Origin of the sequence: Paenibacillus septentrionalis, assembly GCF_042659865.1 — a bacterium.
Classification (GTDB): domain Bacteria; phylum Bacillota; class Bacilli; order Paenibacillales; family Paenibacillaceae; genus Pristimantibacillus; species Pristimantibacillus septentrionalis.
Genome location: NZ_JBHSTE010000008.1, coordinates 128,755 through 146,731 on the forward strand (window position 1 = coordinate 128,755; position 17,977 = coordinate 146,731).

The 17,977-nt window shown below is 44.6% G+C and carries 18 protein-coding genes and 1 riboswitch; all 18 genes read right to left on the reverse strand.

Annotation, left to right across the window (positions count from 1 at the left end):
* Positions 1-73 precede the first annotated feature (73 nt).
* On the reverse strand, positions 74-1,030 hold the full coding sequence (locus ACFP56_RS20155) for an ABC transporter ATP-binding protein (RefSeq protein WP_379238010.1): 957 nt from the start codon (positions 1,028-1,030) through the stop codon (positions 74-76).
* A complete protein-coding gene (locus ACFP56_RS20160) occupies positions 1,027-2,034 on the reverse strand; it encodes an ABC transporter ATP-binding protein (RefSeq protein ID WP_379238012.1) in 1,008 nt (335 codons plus the stop codon). The genes ACFP56_RS20155 and ACFP56_RS20160 overlap by 4 nt, the downstream gene beginning before the upstream one ends.
* Positions 2,035-2,045: 11 nt before the next feature.
* On the reverse strand, positions 2,046-2,969 hold the full coding sequence (locus ACFP56_RS20165; protein WP_379238014.1) for an ABC transporter permease: 924 nt from the start codon (positions 2,967-2,969) through the stop codon (positions 2,046-2,048).
* Positions 2,969-3,904: an ABC transporter permease gene (locus tag ACFP56_RS20170; protein WP_379238016.1), complete on the reverse strand. Its 936-nt coding sequence runs from the start codon at positions 3,902-3,904 to the stop codon at positions 2,969-2,971. The genes ACFP56_RS20165 and ACFP56_RS20170 overlap by 1 nt, the downstream gene beginning before the upstream one ends.
* Before the next feature lie 88 nt (positions 3,905-3,992).
* Positions 3,993-5,630 carry a peptide ABC transporter substrate-binding protein gene (locus tag ACFP56_RS20175; RefSeq protein WP_379238018.1) on the reverse strand — a complete coding sequence of 546 codons (1,638 nt, stop codon included), beginning with the start codon at positions 5,628-5,630 and terminating at the stop codon, positions 3,993-3,995.
* Positions 5,631-6,167: 537 nt separating this feature from the next.
* Complete coding sequence (locus ACFP56_RS20180) at positions 6,168-7,415, reverse strand: serine hydroxymethyltransferase (protein ID WP_379238020.1); 1,248 nt, start codon at positions 7,413-7,415, stop codon at positions 6,168-6,170.
* 27 nt (positions 7,416-7,442) lie between these two features.
* The gene (locus tag ACFP56_RS20185; protein ID WP_379238022.1) at positions 7,443-7,985 is read right to left on the reverse strand and encodes a TIGR01440 family protein; all 543 of its coding nucleotides are present in this window, start codon (positions 7,983-7,985) and stop codon (positions 7,443-7,445) included.
* 5 nt (positions 7,986-7,990) lie between these two features.
* A complete protein-coding gene (rpiB, locus tag ACFP56_RS20190) occupies positions 7,991-8,449 on the reverse strand; it encodes a ribose 5-phosphate isomerase B (protein WP_379238024.1) in 459 nt (152 codons plus the stop codon).
* 127 nt (positions 8,450-8,576) lie between these two features.
* Positions 8,577-8,657: riboswitch (ZMP/ZTP riboswitch) on the reverse strand.
* Positions 8,658-8,761: 104 nt separating this feature from the next.
* Positions 8,762-9,346 carry a low molecular weight protein arginine phosphatase gene (locus ACFP56_RS20195; protein WP_379238026.1) on the reverse strand — a complete coding sequence of 195 codons (585 nt, stop codon included), beginning with the start codon at positions 9,344-9,346 and terminating at the stop codon, positions 8,762-8,764.
* A 25-nt stretch (positions 9,347-9,371) separates the two neighbouring features.
* Positions 9,372-9,929, reverse strand: coding sequence for a manganese efflux pump MntP (locus ACFP56_RS20200; protein ID WP_379238028.1), 558 nt, complete (start codon positions 9,927-9,929; stop codon positions 9,372-9,374).
* Between the two features lie 78 nt (positions 9,930-10,007).
* Complete coding sequence (locus tag ACFP56_RS20205; protein ID WP_379238087.1) at positions 10,008-11,033, reverse strand: L-threonylcarbamoyladenylate synthase; 1,026 nt, start codon at positions 11,031-11,033, stop codon at positions 10,008-10,010.
* A gap of 159 nt (positions 11,034-11,192) precedes the next feature.
* A complete protein-coding gene (spoIIR, locus tag ACFP56_RS20210; protein WP_379238030.1) occupies positions 11,193-11,858 on the reverse strand; it encodes a stage II sporulation protein R in 666 nt (221 codons plus the stop codon).
* Positions 11,859-11,965: 107 nt separating this feature from the next.
* Positions 11,966-12,889, reverse strand: a complete 924-nt coding sequence (prmC, locus tag ACFP56_RS20215; protein WP_379238032.1) for a peptide chain release factor N(5)-glutamine methyltransferase — start codon at positions 12,887-12,889, stop codon at positions 11,966-11,968.
* Between the two features lie 216 nt (positions 12,890-13,105).
* A complete protein-coding gene (gene prfA, locus ACFP56_RS20220) occupies positions 13,106-14,182 on the reverse strand; it encodes a peptide chain release factor 1 (RefSeq protein WP_379238034.1) in 1,077 nt (358 codons plus the stop codon).
* 278 nt (positions 14,183-14,460) lie between these two features.
* Positions 14,461-15,561 (reverse strand): redox-regulated ATPase YchF, encoded by a 1,101-nt coding sequence (gene ychF, locus ACFP56_RS20225; RefSeq protein ID WP_379238036.1) that lies wholly within the window; start codon positions 15,559-15,561, stop codon positions 14,461-14,463.
* 384 nt (positions 15,562-15,945) lie between these two features.
* Positions 15,946-16,254 carry a thioredoxin gene (trxA, locus tag ACFP56_RS20230; protein ID WP_379238038.1) on the reverse strand — a complete coding sequence of 103 codons (309 nt, stop codon included), beginning with the start codon at positions 16,252-16,254 and terminating at the stop codon, positions 15,946-15,948.
* 68 nt (positions 16,255-16,322) lie between these two features.
* Positions 16,323-16,739 carry an RrF2 family transcriptional regulator gene (locus tag ACFP56_RS20235; protein ID WP_379238040.1) on the reverse strand — a complete coding sequence of 139 codons (417 nt, stop codon included), beginning with the start codon at positions 16,737-16,739 and terminating at the stop codon, positions 16,323-16,325.
* Between the two features lie 175 nt (positions 16,740-16,914).
* On the reverse strand, positions 16,915-17,973 hold the full coding sequence (hisC, locus tag ACFP56_RS20240; RefSeq protein ID WP_379238042.1) for a histidinol-phosphate transaminase: 1,059 nt from the start codon (positions 17,971-17,973) through the stop codon (positions 16,915-16,917).
* Between the last annotated feature and the right edge of the window lie 4 nt (positions 17,974-17,977).

Here is a 17,977-nt window from a genome sequence, read left to right on the forward strand (position 1 = left end):
GTTTATTAGAAAAAACGACCAGAAGCGTTTATGCCCCTGGTCGATTCAAATCTATCCCATTATCATAATAAGCTTACGCGTAGTGACAAGCTGCAAAATGATTGTTCTTCACTTCAAGCAGCTTAGGCGTATCCACTTTACACTTTTCAGTTGCCATCGGGCATCTAGTGTGGAATGGACAACCCGTAGGCAAATGAATCGGACTCGGCAGGTCGCCGCTTAATACAATACGCTCTCTTGTCTCCTCAACATGCGGGTCCGGGATCGGAATGGCAGACATTAAAGCGCGAGTATACGGATGTCTAGGGTCATCGTATAAATCCTCACTGCGAGCAAGCTCAACGATTTTACCAAGATACATTACTGCGACTCGATCACTAATATGCTTCACCATCGACAAGTCATGGGCAATAAACAAATACGTTAAGCCCATATCACGCTGCAAATCCTGAAGCAGATTGACAACCTGTGCTTGAATCGAAACATCAAGCGCTGAAATTGGCTCATCGGCAATGATGAACTTTGGATCAACCGCTAGTGCTCTTGCAATACCGATCCGCTGACGTTGACCGCCAGAAAACTCATGCGGATAACGAGAAGCGTGAGCAGCATTCAAATTAACGAGATCAAGCAGCTGCTCTACGCGTTTTTTACGCTCTGCACGGCTGCTCACCAGCTTATGAATATCCAATGCTTCCCCAATAATTTCCATGACAGTCATTCGTGGATTAAGCGATGCATACGGATCCTGGAAGATCATCTGCATGTCGCGACGCAGCTGCTTCAACTCAGAGCCGCGCATCTTGTAAATGTTCTTCCCGTTGAATAGCACCTCACCATCAGTCGGCTCGTACAAGCGCATAATAGTGCGTCCAGCTGTTGACTTACCGCAGCCTGATTCTCCGACGACACCAACCGTTTCCCCTTGCTCTATAGAAAAATTAAGGTCATTGACCGCTTTAAGAATATTATTATTTCCCAAATTAAAAAATTTGCTTAGATGATTAACTTCTATTAAAGGTTTACTCATGATCTCACTTCCCCTTTCGCATAAGGGTGCAGCATCCAGCATGCAGCACGATGGCCTTCATGCTCCATGCCTTCTTCAGCAATAACAAGATCCGGATCATTGTCCACGCAAACCCTCATTGCCTCATCACAGCGGGCGCAAAAACTGCAGCCTTTTGGTGGCGAGAACAAATCTGGCGGAGTACCGTGAATCGGAATAAGCGGCTCATCCTTCTTCTGATCCAAGCGCGGAACTGAACGAAGCAAACCTCTTGTATAAGGATGCTGTGGGTTGTTGAAAATTTCGAATTTTGTACCTGTCTCAACAACCTTTCCAGCATACATCACGATGACACGATCGCAGACATCGGCAACAACACCGAGATCATGCGTGATGAGTACAATCGACGTACCCATTTTCTTTTGCAAATCCTTCATGACCTGCATAATTTGAGCCTGAATTGTAACATCAAGCGCGGTAGTTGGTTCATCCGCAATAAGCAGTGCAGGGTTGCACGCCAGCGAAATGGCGATCATGGCGCGTTGACGCATACCACCTGAAAATTGATGAGGATATTGATCTACACGGCTTTCCGGATTAGGAATACCGACAAGCTTTAGCATTTCAATCGCGCGTTTATGCGCTTTTGCTTTGCTAAGCTTCTCATGCTTAAGCAGACCTTCAATAATTTGCGTACCGATTGTCAATGTAGGGTTAAGGGAAGTCATCGGGTCCTGAAAAATCATGCCGATATCCTTGCCGCGAACCGCCTCCATCTCCTTGTCGGTTTTTTTCAACAAATCTTCCCCATTAAACAGAATTTTACCACTCAAATTAGCAGGAGGACTCGGAATCAGGCGCATCAACGATTGAGCGGTCACACTTTTACCGCAACCAGATTCACCTACAATAGCTACAGCTTCACCTTTGTTAATATGAAAGTTCACGCCACGTACAGCTTGTACGACACCGCCGCGAACGTTAAAGTTAACCTTTAGATCATGAACCTCTAGTAGCCTTTCCATGTTTCCACCTCCTATTTTTTCATTTTTGGATCAAGTGCATCACGTAGACCGTCACCAAAAATATTAAAGCAAAGCATTGTCAAACTAATGAGTATGGCAGGGAACAGCATCCGCCATGGATATACCGTCATCGCCTTTAAGGCGTCATTAATCAATGTTCCAAGAGAGGCAGCTGGCGATTGAACACCTAGACCTAGAAAGCTTAAAAATGCCTCTGCAAAAATAGCAGATGGTACGGTCATCGTGATTGTCACGATAATCGGGCCCATCGCATTCGGAATCAAATGCTTGAACATAATACGTGATGTACTCGCTCCAAGCGTACGTGCAGCAAGCACATATTCCTGGCTTTTTAGCTGCATCACTTGACCTCGAACGATCCATGCCATATTGATCCAGCCGGTAATACTAAGCGCCAAAACGATTGTAAACATACTTGGCTGCATTACAACGATTAGCAAAATAACAACAAGCATACTCGGAATTGAATACATAATTTCACAAAAGCGATTCAGAATTTCATCAACTTTTCCGCCGTAGTAGCCCATGATGCCGCCAATAATAACGCCAAGCACAAGGTCTACCAGTGCTGCGTACAGGCCTACCTGCAAGGAAATACCTGCACCCATCCAAGTCCGCTGGAACATATCACGACCAAGTGCATCCGTACCGAACCAATGCTCTGAGCTTGGTGGGAGATTCGTACTTGCAAGATCATTAGTCATATAATCATAAGGTGTCATATACTTCGCAAAAATGGCAAACAAGGTAATGAGAATCAGCACACCTAAGCTAATCATCGCCAATCTGTTTTCCTTCAAGCGAATCCATGCATCCTTCCAAGCTGATATGCTCTCGCGCACAACTACTTCCGTGTGCTGTTCCGACTTATCAAGCTTGGCGAAGTCTTCTCTTTTCAACGTTTGGTCTGACATTACGATCCTCCTTTACCGCTCGTTAATTTAATTCGTGGATCAACAAAGCCGTAAGCAATATCCGTAATCAGACGAGCAATCATAAGAATAACAGCATAAAACAACGTCAAGCCCATAATAAGGGTATAGTCACGATTCGTAATACTGTTGACAAAGTCCTTGCCGAGACCACCGATACCAAATATCTGTTCGACAATAACCGATCCGGTAATAATATTAGCCGTCATCGGACCGACGTATGTGACAACAGGCAGGATCGCATTGCGCAATGCATGCTTAACCAAAATAACTCTACCAGACAAACCTTTCGATCTTGCGGTTTTAATATAATCTGCTGATAATACCTCTATCATGCTCGATCTGGTTAAACGAGCAATAAATGCCGTAGGCAAAAAGGATAACGCGATAACTGGAAGAACATAATCAAGCGGACCATATAGACCCGTTACGCTGAACCAGCGCAATTGTACACCAAATATATACTGCAAAGCAGAAGCAACAACAAAGTTAGGAATAGAAACACCTAATACAGCAATAAAGATTGTAAATCCATCAAGAAATTTACGATGATTCAATGCTGCAATAAGCCCCAACAGCACACCAACTACGATTGACACCAAAATTGCTAACGCACCAAGCTGCAAAGAATAACCAAAACCATTTTTAATAACGCTTTCGACGGTAACGTATTGCTGCTTCATTGATGTACCCAAATCAAGCTTCAGCAAGTTACCCATATAATTTAAATATTGCTCCCAAACTGGCTTATCAAATCCATAGCGTTCCATCAGCCTTTCCTGTATAGCTGGAGGAATGTTCTTTTCGGATTGAAATGGATTACCCGGTATGGCTTTCATAAGAAAGAACGTAGCGGATGCCAGCACAAAAAGTGAGAGCAGCATATACAAAACCTTCTTGATCGTATATCGAACCAATGATTGTGCACCTCCATAACATCATGCTGAAAGAAAGGGATATATGCCGAAACTACGCATATATCCCTTTCGTTTTACTCAAGAGACTTTATTCTGCTTCATAATAACCATGTGTAAATATAATGTCGCCTTTAAAGTCTACATAAACCCCTTTAACGTTAGGCTTCATCAAATACACATTACTGTAGTAATAAAGCGGAATAATGGAATGTGATTCAATAAACATCTTCTCAGCATCAGCCATTAACTGCATGCGTTCTGCAGCATCCGAAGTGTTGTTTACTTGTTTAACAAGCTCATCATACTCGGCGTTGCTGTAGCCTGTATTGTTATTGCCGCTCTTCGAAGTAAAGAGGCCTATGAAAGAAATGGGATCATTGTAGTCCGCTCCCCATCCAGCACGTGCAACCTGATAGTTCATAGCTGTACGGTTGTCAAGGAATACACCCCACTCTTCGTTGCCAATTTGAACGTCGATACCAAGATTATTGCGCCACATGTCAACAATTGCTTCAGCAACCTTTTGATGCAATTCATTCGTATTAAATATGACTGAGAATGCTGGTAGCTGTGTTAGGCCTTCTTCAGCCAAGCCTTCTTCTAGCAATTGTTTTGCCAATTCAATATCTTCCTGGAAGTAATCGTCGCTTACTTCGTTGCGGAATTCATCTTCAGCACCTTTTATGCCTGGAGGCACTAGTCCGTATGCAGGAATTTGTCCACCTAACGTTACTTTTTCCGTTAAGTCAGCACGATTGACGGATAGCGACAACGCCTGACGAATTTTTTGATTCGTAAATGGCGCTTCTGTTGTATTGATCAAGTAGTAATATAAGCTTGCAATTCCTTTATTGTGGAATTCATCTGGATACTTCTTTTCAAGTGATACATACTGATCAGTTGGAAGTGCTCCTGTAGGATAACCAGCAAAATCAAGCTTGCCTGTCTCGTACATATTTAGCTCAGAGTTAGAATCATTCACCATTGTGAAAAACACTTTGGAGAATTTGATGTTTTCGCGATCATAGTACGTTTCGCTCGGTTCAAGCGTAATGGACGTATTGCGTTTCCAATCGGTCATCGTAAATGGTCCATTCGTAATCATCGTATCTGCAGATGCGGCAAATGCTTCATTCTCAGCTACAGATGGATGAACCGGGAAATACACGGATGTCGAAAGCAGCGACTCAAAATAAGTCGTTGGAGCATTAAGCGTTACAACCAATGTATGATCATCTGTTGCGTTCACTTTTACGTCATCGATAGAGCCTTTTCCAGTGTTATACGCTTCAGCGCCTTCAATATAGTACAGCTGATAAGCATATTGAGACGGCTCAGGAACAAGCATCGGGTCTAATGCACGTTTCCATGCAAATTCAAAATCGTGTGCTGTCAAAGCATCACCATTGTTCCATTGTGCATCGGAACGAATCGTGAACGTATACGTTTTTCCGTCTTCTGAAATATCCCACGTTTCAGCGATACCCGGTTGAACATCACCGTTCTCATCAAGCGTAGTCAAGCCTTGATAGATTGCATTGATTACGGTAAACGAAACCTGGTCAGTCGCCTGTGCTGGGTCAAGGGATGGTGGTTCGCTTGCTAGATTCATACGAAACTCGTTGTTGCGTTGCCCATCGCTGTTAGAGCCGGCAGCACAGCCAGTCGTTATCAGAGCAAACACTAGCACCAACGAAAGAATGGATACAAGTTTGTTTGTTTTCATGTTGTTACTCCCCTTTTTCTTGATGTGTAAAGCGCTTGGTGTGGATCGAATCGTGTGCATTACAAGCAATATTAGGTTTTGCATGAATATGCAAGTCTGCTAATATTCCGATTTGTCGTGCAAATTTACAACCCCTTAATAAAAAGACGGAGATGAATATACCTCCTGCAAACGGAACCTGTCAAGACAACTGCTGTTACCTCATGGTTATATGATTAAGTGCAAATTACCTAGAACCATGAGTGCGACTGAAATTGAACCCATTCGTTAATTTTGTGAACAACTATTGAATACAATTATTGGATTACACTATTTTACTCTGTTAGCAAGATGTTCTTGTAATAATTTTCCACTTTTGGTCAGTCGTATGTTTAATATTTGCATATTTACTCGCCTCTATACGTAAAAATTGTAATAATCATACAGACTTCTATTGTCCATATTCATCCTTAAGTGGACTGACTTTCTAATTTAGACAACAAAAAAAGCCATAATAAGGCCAGTATTGCTGCCTTATTATGGCTTTACGTTTTAAGATTAGTAAGTTAAACCTGGGTAAATTGGAAACTTCGCTGTCAAATCACGAACTTTAACACGAGCTTCTTCTTTAACGCCTTCGTCTTGAGGATTTTTTAGAACGGATGCAATGACATCAGCAATCACCTTCATCGCTTCAGCGTTCATGCCACGAGCCGTTGCTGCAGGTGTACCTATCCGAATACCACTTGTAATAAATGGACTTGTCGGATCGAATGGAATCGCATTTTTGTTAACGGTAATACCCACTTCATCCAGTACATGCTCTGCATCTTTACCTGTAATGTTAAGGTTGCGCGTATCGATCAGCATCAGGTGATTGTCTGTACCGCCAGATACAAGATTAATGCCGTTAGCTGTTAGTGATTCTGCTAGTACTTTTGCATTGTTTACAACGTTTGTTGCATATTGCTTAAACTCATCTTGCAATGCCTCACCAAACGCAACTGCTTTTGCAGCAATAATGTGCATAAGAGGGCCACCTTGAGAGCCAGGGAATACAGCTTTATCAATCGCTTGGGCCCATGATTTGCGGCATAGAATCATACCGCCGCGAGGACCACGAAGCGTTTTATGTGTAGTTGTTGTTACAAAATGAGCATGAGGCACAGGGCTTGGATGCAAGCCTGCCGCTACAAGACCTGCAATATGAGCCATATCTACCATGAACAATGCGCCGACTTCGTTTGCAATTTGTCCTAGTTTTTCAAAATCAATTACACGAGGGTATGCACTAGCACCCGCTACAATTAAACGAGGACGATGCTTGAACGCAAGCTTGCGAACTTCCTCGTAATCAATTGTAAATGAATCCTCTTGAACACCATAAGCAACGAAATTGTAAAGAAGACCAGATGCATTAACCGGGCTGCCGTGTGTCAAGTGACCGCCATGCGCTAGATTCATGCCTAGTACAGTATCGCCAGGCTTTAATGCCGCTAGGTATACAGCCATATTTGCCTGAGCGCCAGAATGCGGCTGCACATTGACATGCTCTGCACCAAACAATTCTTTTGCACGATCACGAGCGATATCTTCTACAATATCAACGTGCTCACAGCCGCCATAGTAGCGTTTGCTTGGATAGCCTTCAGCGTATTTGTTTGTCAATACAGAACCCATAGCTTCCAATACTGCCGGGCTGACAATGTTTTCTGACGCAATCAATTCAATATTGTCGCGTTGACGTTGAAGTTCTAATCCTAGTGCTTCTAATACTTTTGGGTCTTGCTTGCGTAAATGCTCCATCTTATATCCTCCTTAATATGTGTTGCTTTATTCATATACTGCTCGCTCGCCGCCAATCAGCTTCGGTCTAGTAAAAGCCAGCGTTACATGCGCTGAGCCAACCGAACGAATGGAGGCACGAAACGGTACGACGACTGATTTAAGATGCATCCCGATAAAGGTATCACCAATGTCGATGCCTGCATCCGCGGCAATACTCTCGACCAGACATGGATCCTCAAGCTGACTATAAGCATATGCCGCCATAGATCCGCCTGCTTTTGGTATAGGCTTTGCTTGTACAATTGGTAGATTCATCGCTTCTGCCAATTCCCGCTCAACTACAATTGCGCGATTCAAATGCTCACAGCATTGGAATACCGGGATAAAGCTGCCTTTTGCTTGCTGCAATCCTGTATATATAGCCTGTGCTATGTCAAGCGCGCCAGCGGAACCGATATGCTCACCCGCTACCTCGCTCGTACTCGCGCCAATAATTAGCAGCTTAGGCTTTTTCCACTGACAATGCTCCATTAATTCACTGATTGCTGTTGCAACTTCTGCAGTTATATGATCAAGTGAATAGGACATACACCTTACTCTCCTTTAATATAGCGCTTTTCAATTTCCATCACTTTACTGATTCGATTGACATGACGCTCACCATTAGAGAACGGGGTTTCAAGCCATATTTTCACAATATCCAGTGCAAGACCTGGCCCCAGCACGCGTTCACCAAGCGCTAACACATTTGTGTCGTTATGATCACGAGTAGCATGTGCGGAAAAGGTATCGGATACTAGCGCACAGCGAATGCCAGCACGTTTGTTAGCTGCAATGGACATCCCGATTCCTGTACCGCAAATCAAAATACCACGGTCCGCTTTTCCTTCTGCAACGAGATCACATACAGGCATTGCATAATCCGGATAATCCACAGAAACATTGCAGTCACAACCAAAATCAACAACCTCATGACCTTGCTCTTGAAGAAACGGTACGATTTCATTTTTTAAGCGGTAGCCGCCATGATCAGCACTTATTGCAATTTTCAAGGTAAAACACCCTTTCGTTCTGTTTGGAATATGAAAAAAGAAACAAGCTGTTCGTATTCTCTCACAATTAGTATAACGCTTTTTCATAAAAAATGAAAAAAAGAGCAAGACATGCTTAAAGCACGCTGCTCTTTGCCCAGGCGACCGGCCGTATGCTTCGATGCTCCACCGTGGTTCCCCACTTTCGTCGCCAGTTACATCGAAGACCGTTAATTTATAATTATCATAGCCGATCTAACATGAAATATCAATCGTTTACGATGAAAATATGCGACTGCCTATTCTCTACTTCTCGTAATCGTCGCTGACATCCTAGCGCTGTTGCTCCAGCAGCTTGTCAACCAGCTTGACAATCGCCTCTTCTAGCTCAACGGCACAGGCATCATACACTGATTGAGGTCCTCCAAATGGATCCGCTATATCAAAATCAGGAACAACCTTCTCAAGCTCAAGCGCTCGCTTTCTCTTTTCTTCGTCGACGTTCTGCCCTAGCGCAAGCTGCATCTGCAGCTCGGAATACAGCTTTTCAAGCTCATGAAGCTTGGATTTCAGCTCATTATCCAAGTACGCATATTCCTTGAGCGTATACACTTTATCCAGCACATCCGGATGGCGACGAATGACCTCTCGCTTATGTCCAGATGTCATTGTCAAAACAAGATCTGCCCAATGCAGCACCTCTTCATCCACTGCAGCAGAACTTCCCTTATAATTAATGCCGCGCTGCTTGAGTGCATGCATCGATTGCGCGGAAACAGGCAGCCCATCAATGGTAGAGATACCAGCAGAGCGGACTGTTAGCGCGACTCCTTTTTCATCAGCCATACGTTTAAGCAATGCTTCGGCCATTGGAGATCGACACGTATTGCCTGTACATAAGAACAAAATTCGCTTCATAATCGCCAACTCCTTTACGTTCTTATTATACAATAAAGTAAATACCAAACACGACTAGAATCACACCGCCTAATGTTTCTCCATACTCTCCCAGTGAATGGCTAACTCGCTTGCCAACAGTTAATCCTAGCATAGCCATCAACGCACCAAAGCATCCAAACAGCAGTACGGTTATCCATAACGGGAGCTGGAACATGCCTAGTGTAATCCCAACAGAAAAGGAATCTACACTGACGCTAAAGGCCAGCAGCATAAGCCCCCAAAAGGTGCGATGGTCAAATAGCTGGGTTTCTTCTTCCTTCAAGGAATTGACGATCATATGCAAACCAAGAAGAATAAGCAGCACACCGGCAGCAACGGTTGCCCATTCGCCAAGCACAACACTCATCATCTTCCCTGTCAGCATGCCGCCAATCGGCATCAAAATATGAAATAAGCCAATGACTACGCTGAGCTTTAAAATATGCAAATAGCGTATGCCTCGCAAACCGATGCCTATTCCTAGTGAAAATGCATCAAAACCAAGTGCTAGTGCGATCATTGTAATCGTCATGAGCTGACCAAGCCATACATTGATATCCATATTTATAATCCCCTTGTCCGATGTACTTGTACAAGCATATGCGGACAAAAGGATAATGTTGACACCTTATTGCATTCTTTACACCTTAATTACTTGATGACCCGAGGCCTTAAGCAGCCGATTCATGAACGCTGCGCCAATTCCAGCCGTTGTACTGGCCTCCGACCAAATATATTCAATGCGCTGCTCATCGAACTGACGAAGCGCATCATATAAGCGAGCCGCAGCCTGCTCAAGCTCGTGCATACTCCCCAAGCTGAGGGCAAGACTGGCCCGTGACTCATAATGTTCATGCTCATCAAAAAACAACACACCACAGCGATGCGCATTGCCATAAAGCACTAGCTGCTCCTGAATATAGGCGCTCACCGCTTCTGGCTCGCCTTGAACAACCGTAAGCTGCCCCTGAGGCGCATAATGTGTATATTTCATACCTGGTGAGCGCGGTGCTTCTTGACTTAACAACTCTATATCCATCGTGATCTGAGCCTCTGGGCAGCAGATCTGAAGCTGCTCCAGCGTAACTCCGCCTGGTCGAAGCACTTGAATATGCGTCTCGTCTACAAGCTCAACAACCGTCGATTCAAGGCCTACTCCAGTTGGACCACCATCTACAATACCTGCTATCTTCCCTGACAAATCCGTATATACATGAGCAGCCACTGTTGGACTAGGTCGTCCAGATGTGTTGGCGCTTGGTGCTGCAACGGGCACTGCCGCTTGTCTCATCAGCTCCAGTGCTACAGCGTGATCTGGCATGCGTATGCCAACCGTATCAAGACCCGATGTTACTAGCGCTGACAGAATGCCCTGCTTCACTGGAAGAATAATAGTGAGGGGCCCTGGCCAGAACGTCTCCATTAACCGTTCAGCCATCCTGCCCACATGTGAGACCAGCTCATAAACTTGCCTTTTATCATAAATATGTACAATAAGCGGATTGTCAGATGGTCGTCCTTTTGCAGCGAAGATTCCTTTTACCGCTTCATCATCGCAAGCATTGGCACCAAGTCCATACACCGTTTCTGTAGGAAATGCGATTTGCTCTCCATTTGCAAGCTTTGCAGCAGGCACAGCAAGCTCCTTTTGCCATTCTGAATCCATTTGATTGATCTTCCATACATTTGTATGAACGTTCACGATTATCCATCCCTCATCTTCATTTGCCACGTTATTATAGCATATGTGGAGGGAATATGGGCCATTCCATGCTGACGGACAAGCCAACAGCCGTCCTTGCCTCGCATAAGTTTCCACTTAGCATTAATCGAACAATGAACCAAACCAGGCGCCGATATCTTCCAGCAGCTCAAGAATAAAGAACTTGACCTCTACATCAGAAGCCGCCGCTTCTTCCTGCTCCACTTGCTCTTCTGAATTTGTTTCAGCAGCTACCGTCGTTACTCCACTGGCTTCACCCGCTACCGCATCTGTAAAGCAAAGCGGTGGAAATAGTACACACCACCAGTTGCGTCCTTCGCCTTTGCCTAGTGTAATTAACAGCGCTTCGTATTCACCAGCAGGGTATACTTGCTTCCCATACATTTTCGTTGGAAACTCAACCTGACCAATCGTTGTCTCATATCCATAGGAATAACCATTCTGCTTTAATGTATTCCCGATAATTTGCTGAAGCTCCTCATCACGGCTAATAAGTGTTGCTCTAGCCTCTTCAATAGACATCGGCTCATTTACCCAGCTGTTCATTGCTTCCACAACCGCATCACGAACGATCGCTTTAATATATTGATCGGAAGCAGAGTCCGAATTAGCCAAAATACGCAAGCGAATGGCTTCCTCAGGAATAGATTCTGTGTGCAGCGCAGCATCAACCTTCTGATATTCCCAGCTCATCACTAAAACCATTAATATAAGTGCAACATACCCATAAACTTTACGATAGGAAAAAGAAAAAGTAGATTGATTCATTATACACAAGCCCCTTTCGTACACCCGCTAAAATGTACCGCTTGCGTCCCGGAACGTCTCTACTTCTATCTTGTCCATCATTGCTTTTCTATAAACCTAGTATTCTATTATTTTTTTATAGCTAGCACATGTCGCTCTATTCCGGCATAATCACGAATAATGTGAACCTCATCCCAAGCCTGAAGCTCGCGAAGCATTTCAGCAACAATGACTGGCTGATGGATGCCGAGCTCGAATGCCACCAACCTGGGCTTTTGCTTCAAACTCGACAATGTATCAAGCATGATGCGGTACGGGTCCAGTCCGTCCACCCCTCCAACCAGCGCTAGATGAGGCTCGTAATCCTTCACTTCGCGCTGCAGGCCTTCCATATCACGCTGCGGAATATAAGGGGGGTTGGAGACGAGAATATCTATGCTCTGTGTGTGTAGTGTCAAGGCTTGACCATGATTAAAAGGCTCCAGCAAATCTCCTTCCACCCAAGTCATTCGCTCCAAAACACCTAGTTGCCTTGCATTCTCCTTAGCTTGCCCCAGCGCGGCAGGGGATAGATCCGAAGCAATAACGTTCCACTCAGGTCGCTCTGAAGCCAGCGTTACAGCTATCGCACCACTCCCTGTTCCAACATCAAGCACGTTCAATGCCTCTTTTTCCCATGGCATAGCCTGCTGCAATATCGCTTCTACAAGCAGCTCCGTCTCAGGACGAGGAATCAGAACAGCAGGTGAGACCTCAAAGCTTCGACCATAAAACCAAGCACGGCCTATTATATACTGCACAGGCTCACCATTGCCTTTGCGTTGCAAGCATTCACCCCAAGTCGGCAGCACTTCGCTAGGAAATATATCTCGCCACTGCAGCAGCAGCTGTGCTCGCTCAAGCTTCAACACATGCAGGAGTAGAAGCTCTGCATTTTCTCTTGCCTCATCCACACCCTCAGCTTGCAAATATGACGCAGCTAGCTGAAGCTGCTCGTAAATCGTGCGCCCTTCCTTCAAGCAACGCTCAAGCGTTGTATGATTGGCTGTCATCATTTCGCTCCTTTCCTCTTGTAGATATAACAAGAAAGCGCAAGCCTTCGCAGCCTATCTACAACCAGCTGCCTGCGGCTTGCGCTTTCGCATTTGTTCAACTTATTGAAGTATTCCTAACGTCAACGACTCAGCACCGAGGAGGTAACGCAGACTATATCCCGTTTCCTTCACTGCTTCGTGATCCATTTTGAACACCCTTATATCGTGTGAGCATTATGCGCCCATTGTTTCTTTTTCAAGCAGCTCTGCTTGCTCCGCCATTGTTAATTGATTTACGATTTCATCAAGCTCGCCGTTCATCACAGCATCAAGCTTGTGAAGCGTCAAGCCGATACGGTGATCGGTCACACGGCTTTGCGGGAAGTTGTACGTGCGAATGCGCTCACTGCGATCGCCTGTACCGACTTTGCTTTTACGCTCGCCTGCATATTTCGCTTCCTCTTCTTGACGACGTATATCATAGATACGCGCACGAAGCACCTGCAATGCCTTTGCTTTGTTATCGTTTTGTGATTTTCCATCCTGACAAGTCGCCATAATTCCTGTAGGAACGTGGAGTACACGTACAGCTGATTTCGTTGTATTAACCGACTGTCCGCCTGCCCCGCTTGAGCAGAAGGTATCGATACGAATATCCTTGTCGAGAATTTCGACTTCGACATCCTCAACCTCTGGCATAACCGCAACCGTTGACGTAGACGTATGAATACGGCCGCCTGACTCGGTTACTGGAATACGCTGAACACGATGCGCACCACTTTCGTATTTCATCTTGCTGTATGCGCCTTTGCCGTTAATCATGAAGATAACTTCCTTGAAGCCACCTAGATCATTTTCGGTAAATTCCATGAGCTCGGTTTTCCAGCCTTGTGCGTCTGCATACTTGGTATACATGCGGTAAAGCTCATAAGCAAACAAAGCCGCTTCATCTCCGCCTGCCGCTCCACGTATTTCAATGATTACGTTTTTGTCGTCATTCGGATCTTTTGGCAGAAGTAATATGCGTACCTTCTCCTCAAGCTCCGCCTTGCGCTCAGTTAACTCATCAAGCTCCATCTTAACCATTTCGCGCATTTCATCATCTAGCTTTTCACCCAGCATTTCCTTCGCATCATCCAATTGCTGACTTACCTGTTTATACTCTGTATAGGCATCATAGGCAGCCTGCAAATCCGATTGCTCCTTGGATAATTCACGCAATCGTTTTGGATCGCTGGATACATCTGGATCACATAGCAGCTCACTTAACTTTTCATACCGATCTGCCAGTGCCTGTAAACGATCTATCACAGTTATTCACCTCTGTCATTTCCTCAAAATAAGATAATTATTATTATATCATATCCAGTGTCAGCATTGAATCATAGCTTTTTGGAAGTGGATAAGTTAATAGTTATCCACAACTTATCCACTTTATTCACAGTTCCATCCACAATTAGCAAAGGAATATGCACATGAATAAATTAGTTTATCCACAGTTTTGCTGATTTTATACATTATTATACGCTAAATCCATAAAAAAAGTGCTCCGTTATCCACATTGGGATATCAGAGCACCTGTGTGTATCTTACACATTAAATCGGAAATGCATAACGTCGCCATCTTGAACGACGTAATCTTTTCCTTCCAAGCGAAGCTGTCCGCGTTCGCGCACTACAGCCATTGATCCCGCTGCTGCCAAGTCCTCGTAGGAAACGACCTCTGCACGGATAAAGCCACGCTCAAAATCTGTATGAATGACGCCCGCAGCTTGCGGTGCCTTCATGCCTTTGCGAATGGTCCAGGCACGAACCTCCTGCACACCTGCAGTAAAGTACGTATACAGGCCAAGAAGCTTATACGCCGCACGAATTAGACGGTTTAAGCCAGACTCTGCAAGGCCAAGCTCTTCCAGGAACATTTCCTTGTCTTCGCCTTCAAGCTCGGCGATCTCTGATTCAACCTTCGCACTGATTGGAACAACCTCTGCCCCTTCACTAGCTGCAAACTCACGAACAATCTTTACATACTCATTGTCCTCAGCATTAGCCACTTCATCCTCGCTTACATTTGCCGCATAGAGTACCGGCTTCAACGTTAACAGATGAAGCTCCTTAATAAGCGCAAGCTCATCGTCAGTCAGCTCAATGCTGCGTGCTGGCTTATCGTTGTATAACGCTTCCTTCACGCGTTCCAATACTTCAATCTCTTGCGCGACCTTCTTGTCGCCGCTTTTCAAGTTTTTGCGAGAGCGCTCAATACGACGATCAACGGAATCGATATCTGCCAAGATGAGCTCCAAATTAATTGTTTGAATATCGCTTAGCGGATCAACCTTGCCTGATACATGCGTAATGTTTTCATCCTGGAAGCAGCGAACTACATGGACAATCGCATCAACCTCACGAATATGCGCCAAAAACTTGTTGCCAAGTCCTTCGCCCTTGCTAGCGCCCGCTACAAGTCCAGCAATATCTACAAATTCAAATGCAGTCGGTACGATATTATTAGGCTTAACAAGCTCAACTAATTTGTCCAATCGTTGGTCTGGCACTTCAACGACGCCCACGTTCGGATCAATTGTACAGAATGGATAGTTCGCCGATTCCGCACCAGCTTGCGTAATTGCATTAAATAAGGTGGACTTGCCCACGTTCGGCAATCCCACAACACCACATGAAAGACCCATACTCTCAACTCCTACAACTTTTCATGATAAATTACTTGAATACTTCTCGCATGAAAAGTACTTCGGAAGCTTCCGCTTCAACTTTTCATGATAAATTACTTGAATACTTCTCGCATGAAAAGTACTTCGGAAGCTTTCGCTTCAACTTTTCATGATAAATTGCTTGAATACTTCTCGCATGAAAAGTACTTCGGAAGCTTTCGCTTCAACTTTTCATGATAACTTCATAATTACGCTTCTTGTACACAACTTTCGTCATTATACCTTAGCTCAAGCGACAAAGAAAGGGGATTAAACGATTAGCGTCCTTCTGCATGAAAAAAATAAAGCTGTCTTTTGCAGTGAACGTGCACCGCGAAAAGACAGCTTTATTATGAACAACAATTAAACATTAGAAATTTTAGCTTTAAGTGCATCCTTGCTTTGAAGACCAACCATTTTGTCCACTGGTTGACCATCTTTAAACAGAATAAGCGTTGGAATACTCATGACACCAAACTGAGCTGCAAGCTCAGGCTGCTCATCCACGTTGATTTTACCGATTGTAGCTTGACCTTCAAGCTCAGTTGCAAGCTCCTCAACGATAGGAAGCTGCATTTTACAAGGTCCGCACCATGGAGCCCAGAAATCTACAAGAGAAACACCGTTCTCAATTGATTGGTTAAAGTTATCTTTCGTTAATACGACTGCCATCACAATCATCCTTTCCAACTTTAAAGTGTAATATGATTAAGGGTCTAACCCTGCACACCGTAAGGTGTCTAGCATTGCCGAATTTCCTTCAGCACATCACTAATGGTAATATGACTGAAATGCTCTTCCAGCTTTTTTTCAGCAGTACAGAAAATGCCATACATAACAGCATTCATATTGGAGCCAACCATACAATCTGCTTCGGGATTTCCTGAGCACCAGCTCGGTATCAATGAGCCTTGAGCCATCACACGATAGATGTCCGCCAGCGTAACCGTATCTGGATCGATTGTCAAGCGATAGCCTCCGCCAGAGCCCTCTCTAGTATTCACGAAGCCACTGCGCCGCATACCACTCATCACTTTACGAATTCGTGCCGAGTGAGTGCCTACGTTTTCAGCAATCATTTCGCTACTGGCCATCTTATCCGGTAAGTTCGCCAAATAAACTAAACTATGCACTGCAATTGTAAATTCACTATTCACTTCAGTGGGCCTCCCTGCTTTATACTGTAATAATAAACGTTACAGTTCTAGTTGTCAATATCGTCCCACTCTTGCCTATTAAGGTTTAACGACTGAACCCGAATTATGCATTCAGCTATGAAAAAAACGATCCCTCGCCTTCATTACAAAAACAAGGGATCGTTCATCAACCTGTTTATCCAATTAATCTCTCGATTACCTCAAGGAACACCTTCATCTCCTCATCGGTTCCGATACTGACGCGCAAAAACCGATCAATACGCGGTGAAGCAAAATAACGTACAAGCACACCCTGCTCGCGAAGCTGTTCAAACAACTGCTTAGCCGCAATTGTAGGATGAGAAATAAAAACAAAGTTTGCCTTGGAAGGCGTTATGATAAAGCCCAGTGTCTGTAATTTGCTTACAACACGTTCGCGTGTAGCAACTACTTTTTCCGTTGTTGCTTGAAAATATGCCTGATCCTCAATTGCAGCGACTGCACCAGCTAATGCTACACGATCAATGGTATAGGAGTTAAATGAGTTCTTCGTACGGTTGAGCCCCTCAATCAGCTCCTCTGAGCCGAAGGCATAGCCAACACGCAGTCCTGCCAGTGATCTGGACTTGGACAGGGTTTGAATCACAAGCAAATTCGGATACGAGCTCACTAGCGCAATCGCTGATTCCGCTCCAAAATCAACATACGCCTCATCAATAATGACGACTTGATCAGGGTTGTTGTCCAGCAGCACCTTTACATCTGCTAGCGGCATTGGAATGGCGGTTGGCGCGTTAGGATTTGGAATAATGATGCCGCCATGCTCTCCCTTGAACTGATTCACATCGAGAAGGAACTGCTCATCCAGCGGAATCAGCTTAGGGGTAATGCCGTAAAATTTCGCGTACACCTTATAAAAGCTGTACGTAATGTCAGGAAACAGCACTGGCTTGCTTGGATCAAAAAACGAAGCGAATGCAAATGCCAGTATTTCATCAGATCCATTTCCAACAAAAATCTGCTTCGGTGATAAACCATTCTGTTTCGCTAGCGCCTGAATGAGCATCTCGCTATTTGGATCTGGGTACAAGCGCAAATCCTCATTAATGACTGCCTTCATCGCCGCAATTGCGTTAGGCGACGGCGGATACGGGTTCTCATTCGTATTTAGCTTAATATATGTTTTATCCTTAGGCTGTTCTCCTGGCACATATGGCTCTAGAGAAGCAGTCAGAGGACTCCAGTATTTACTCACGCGA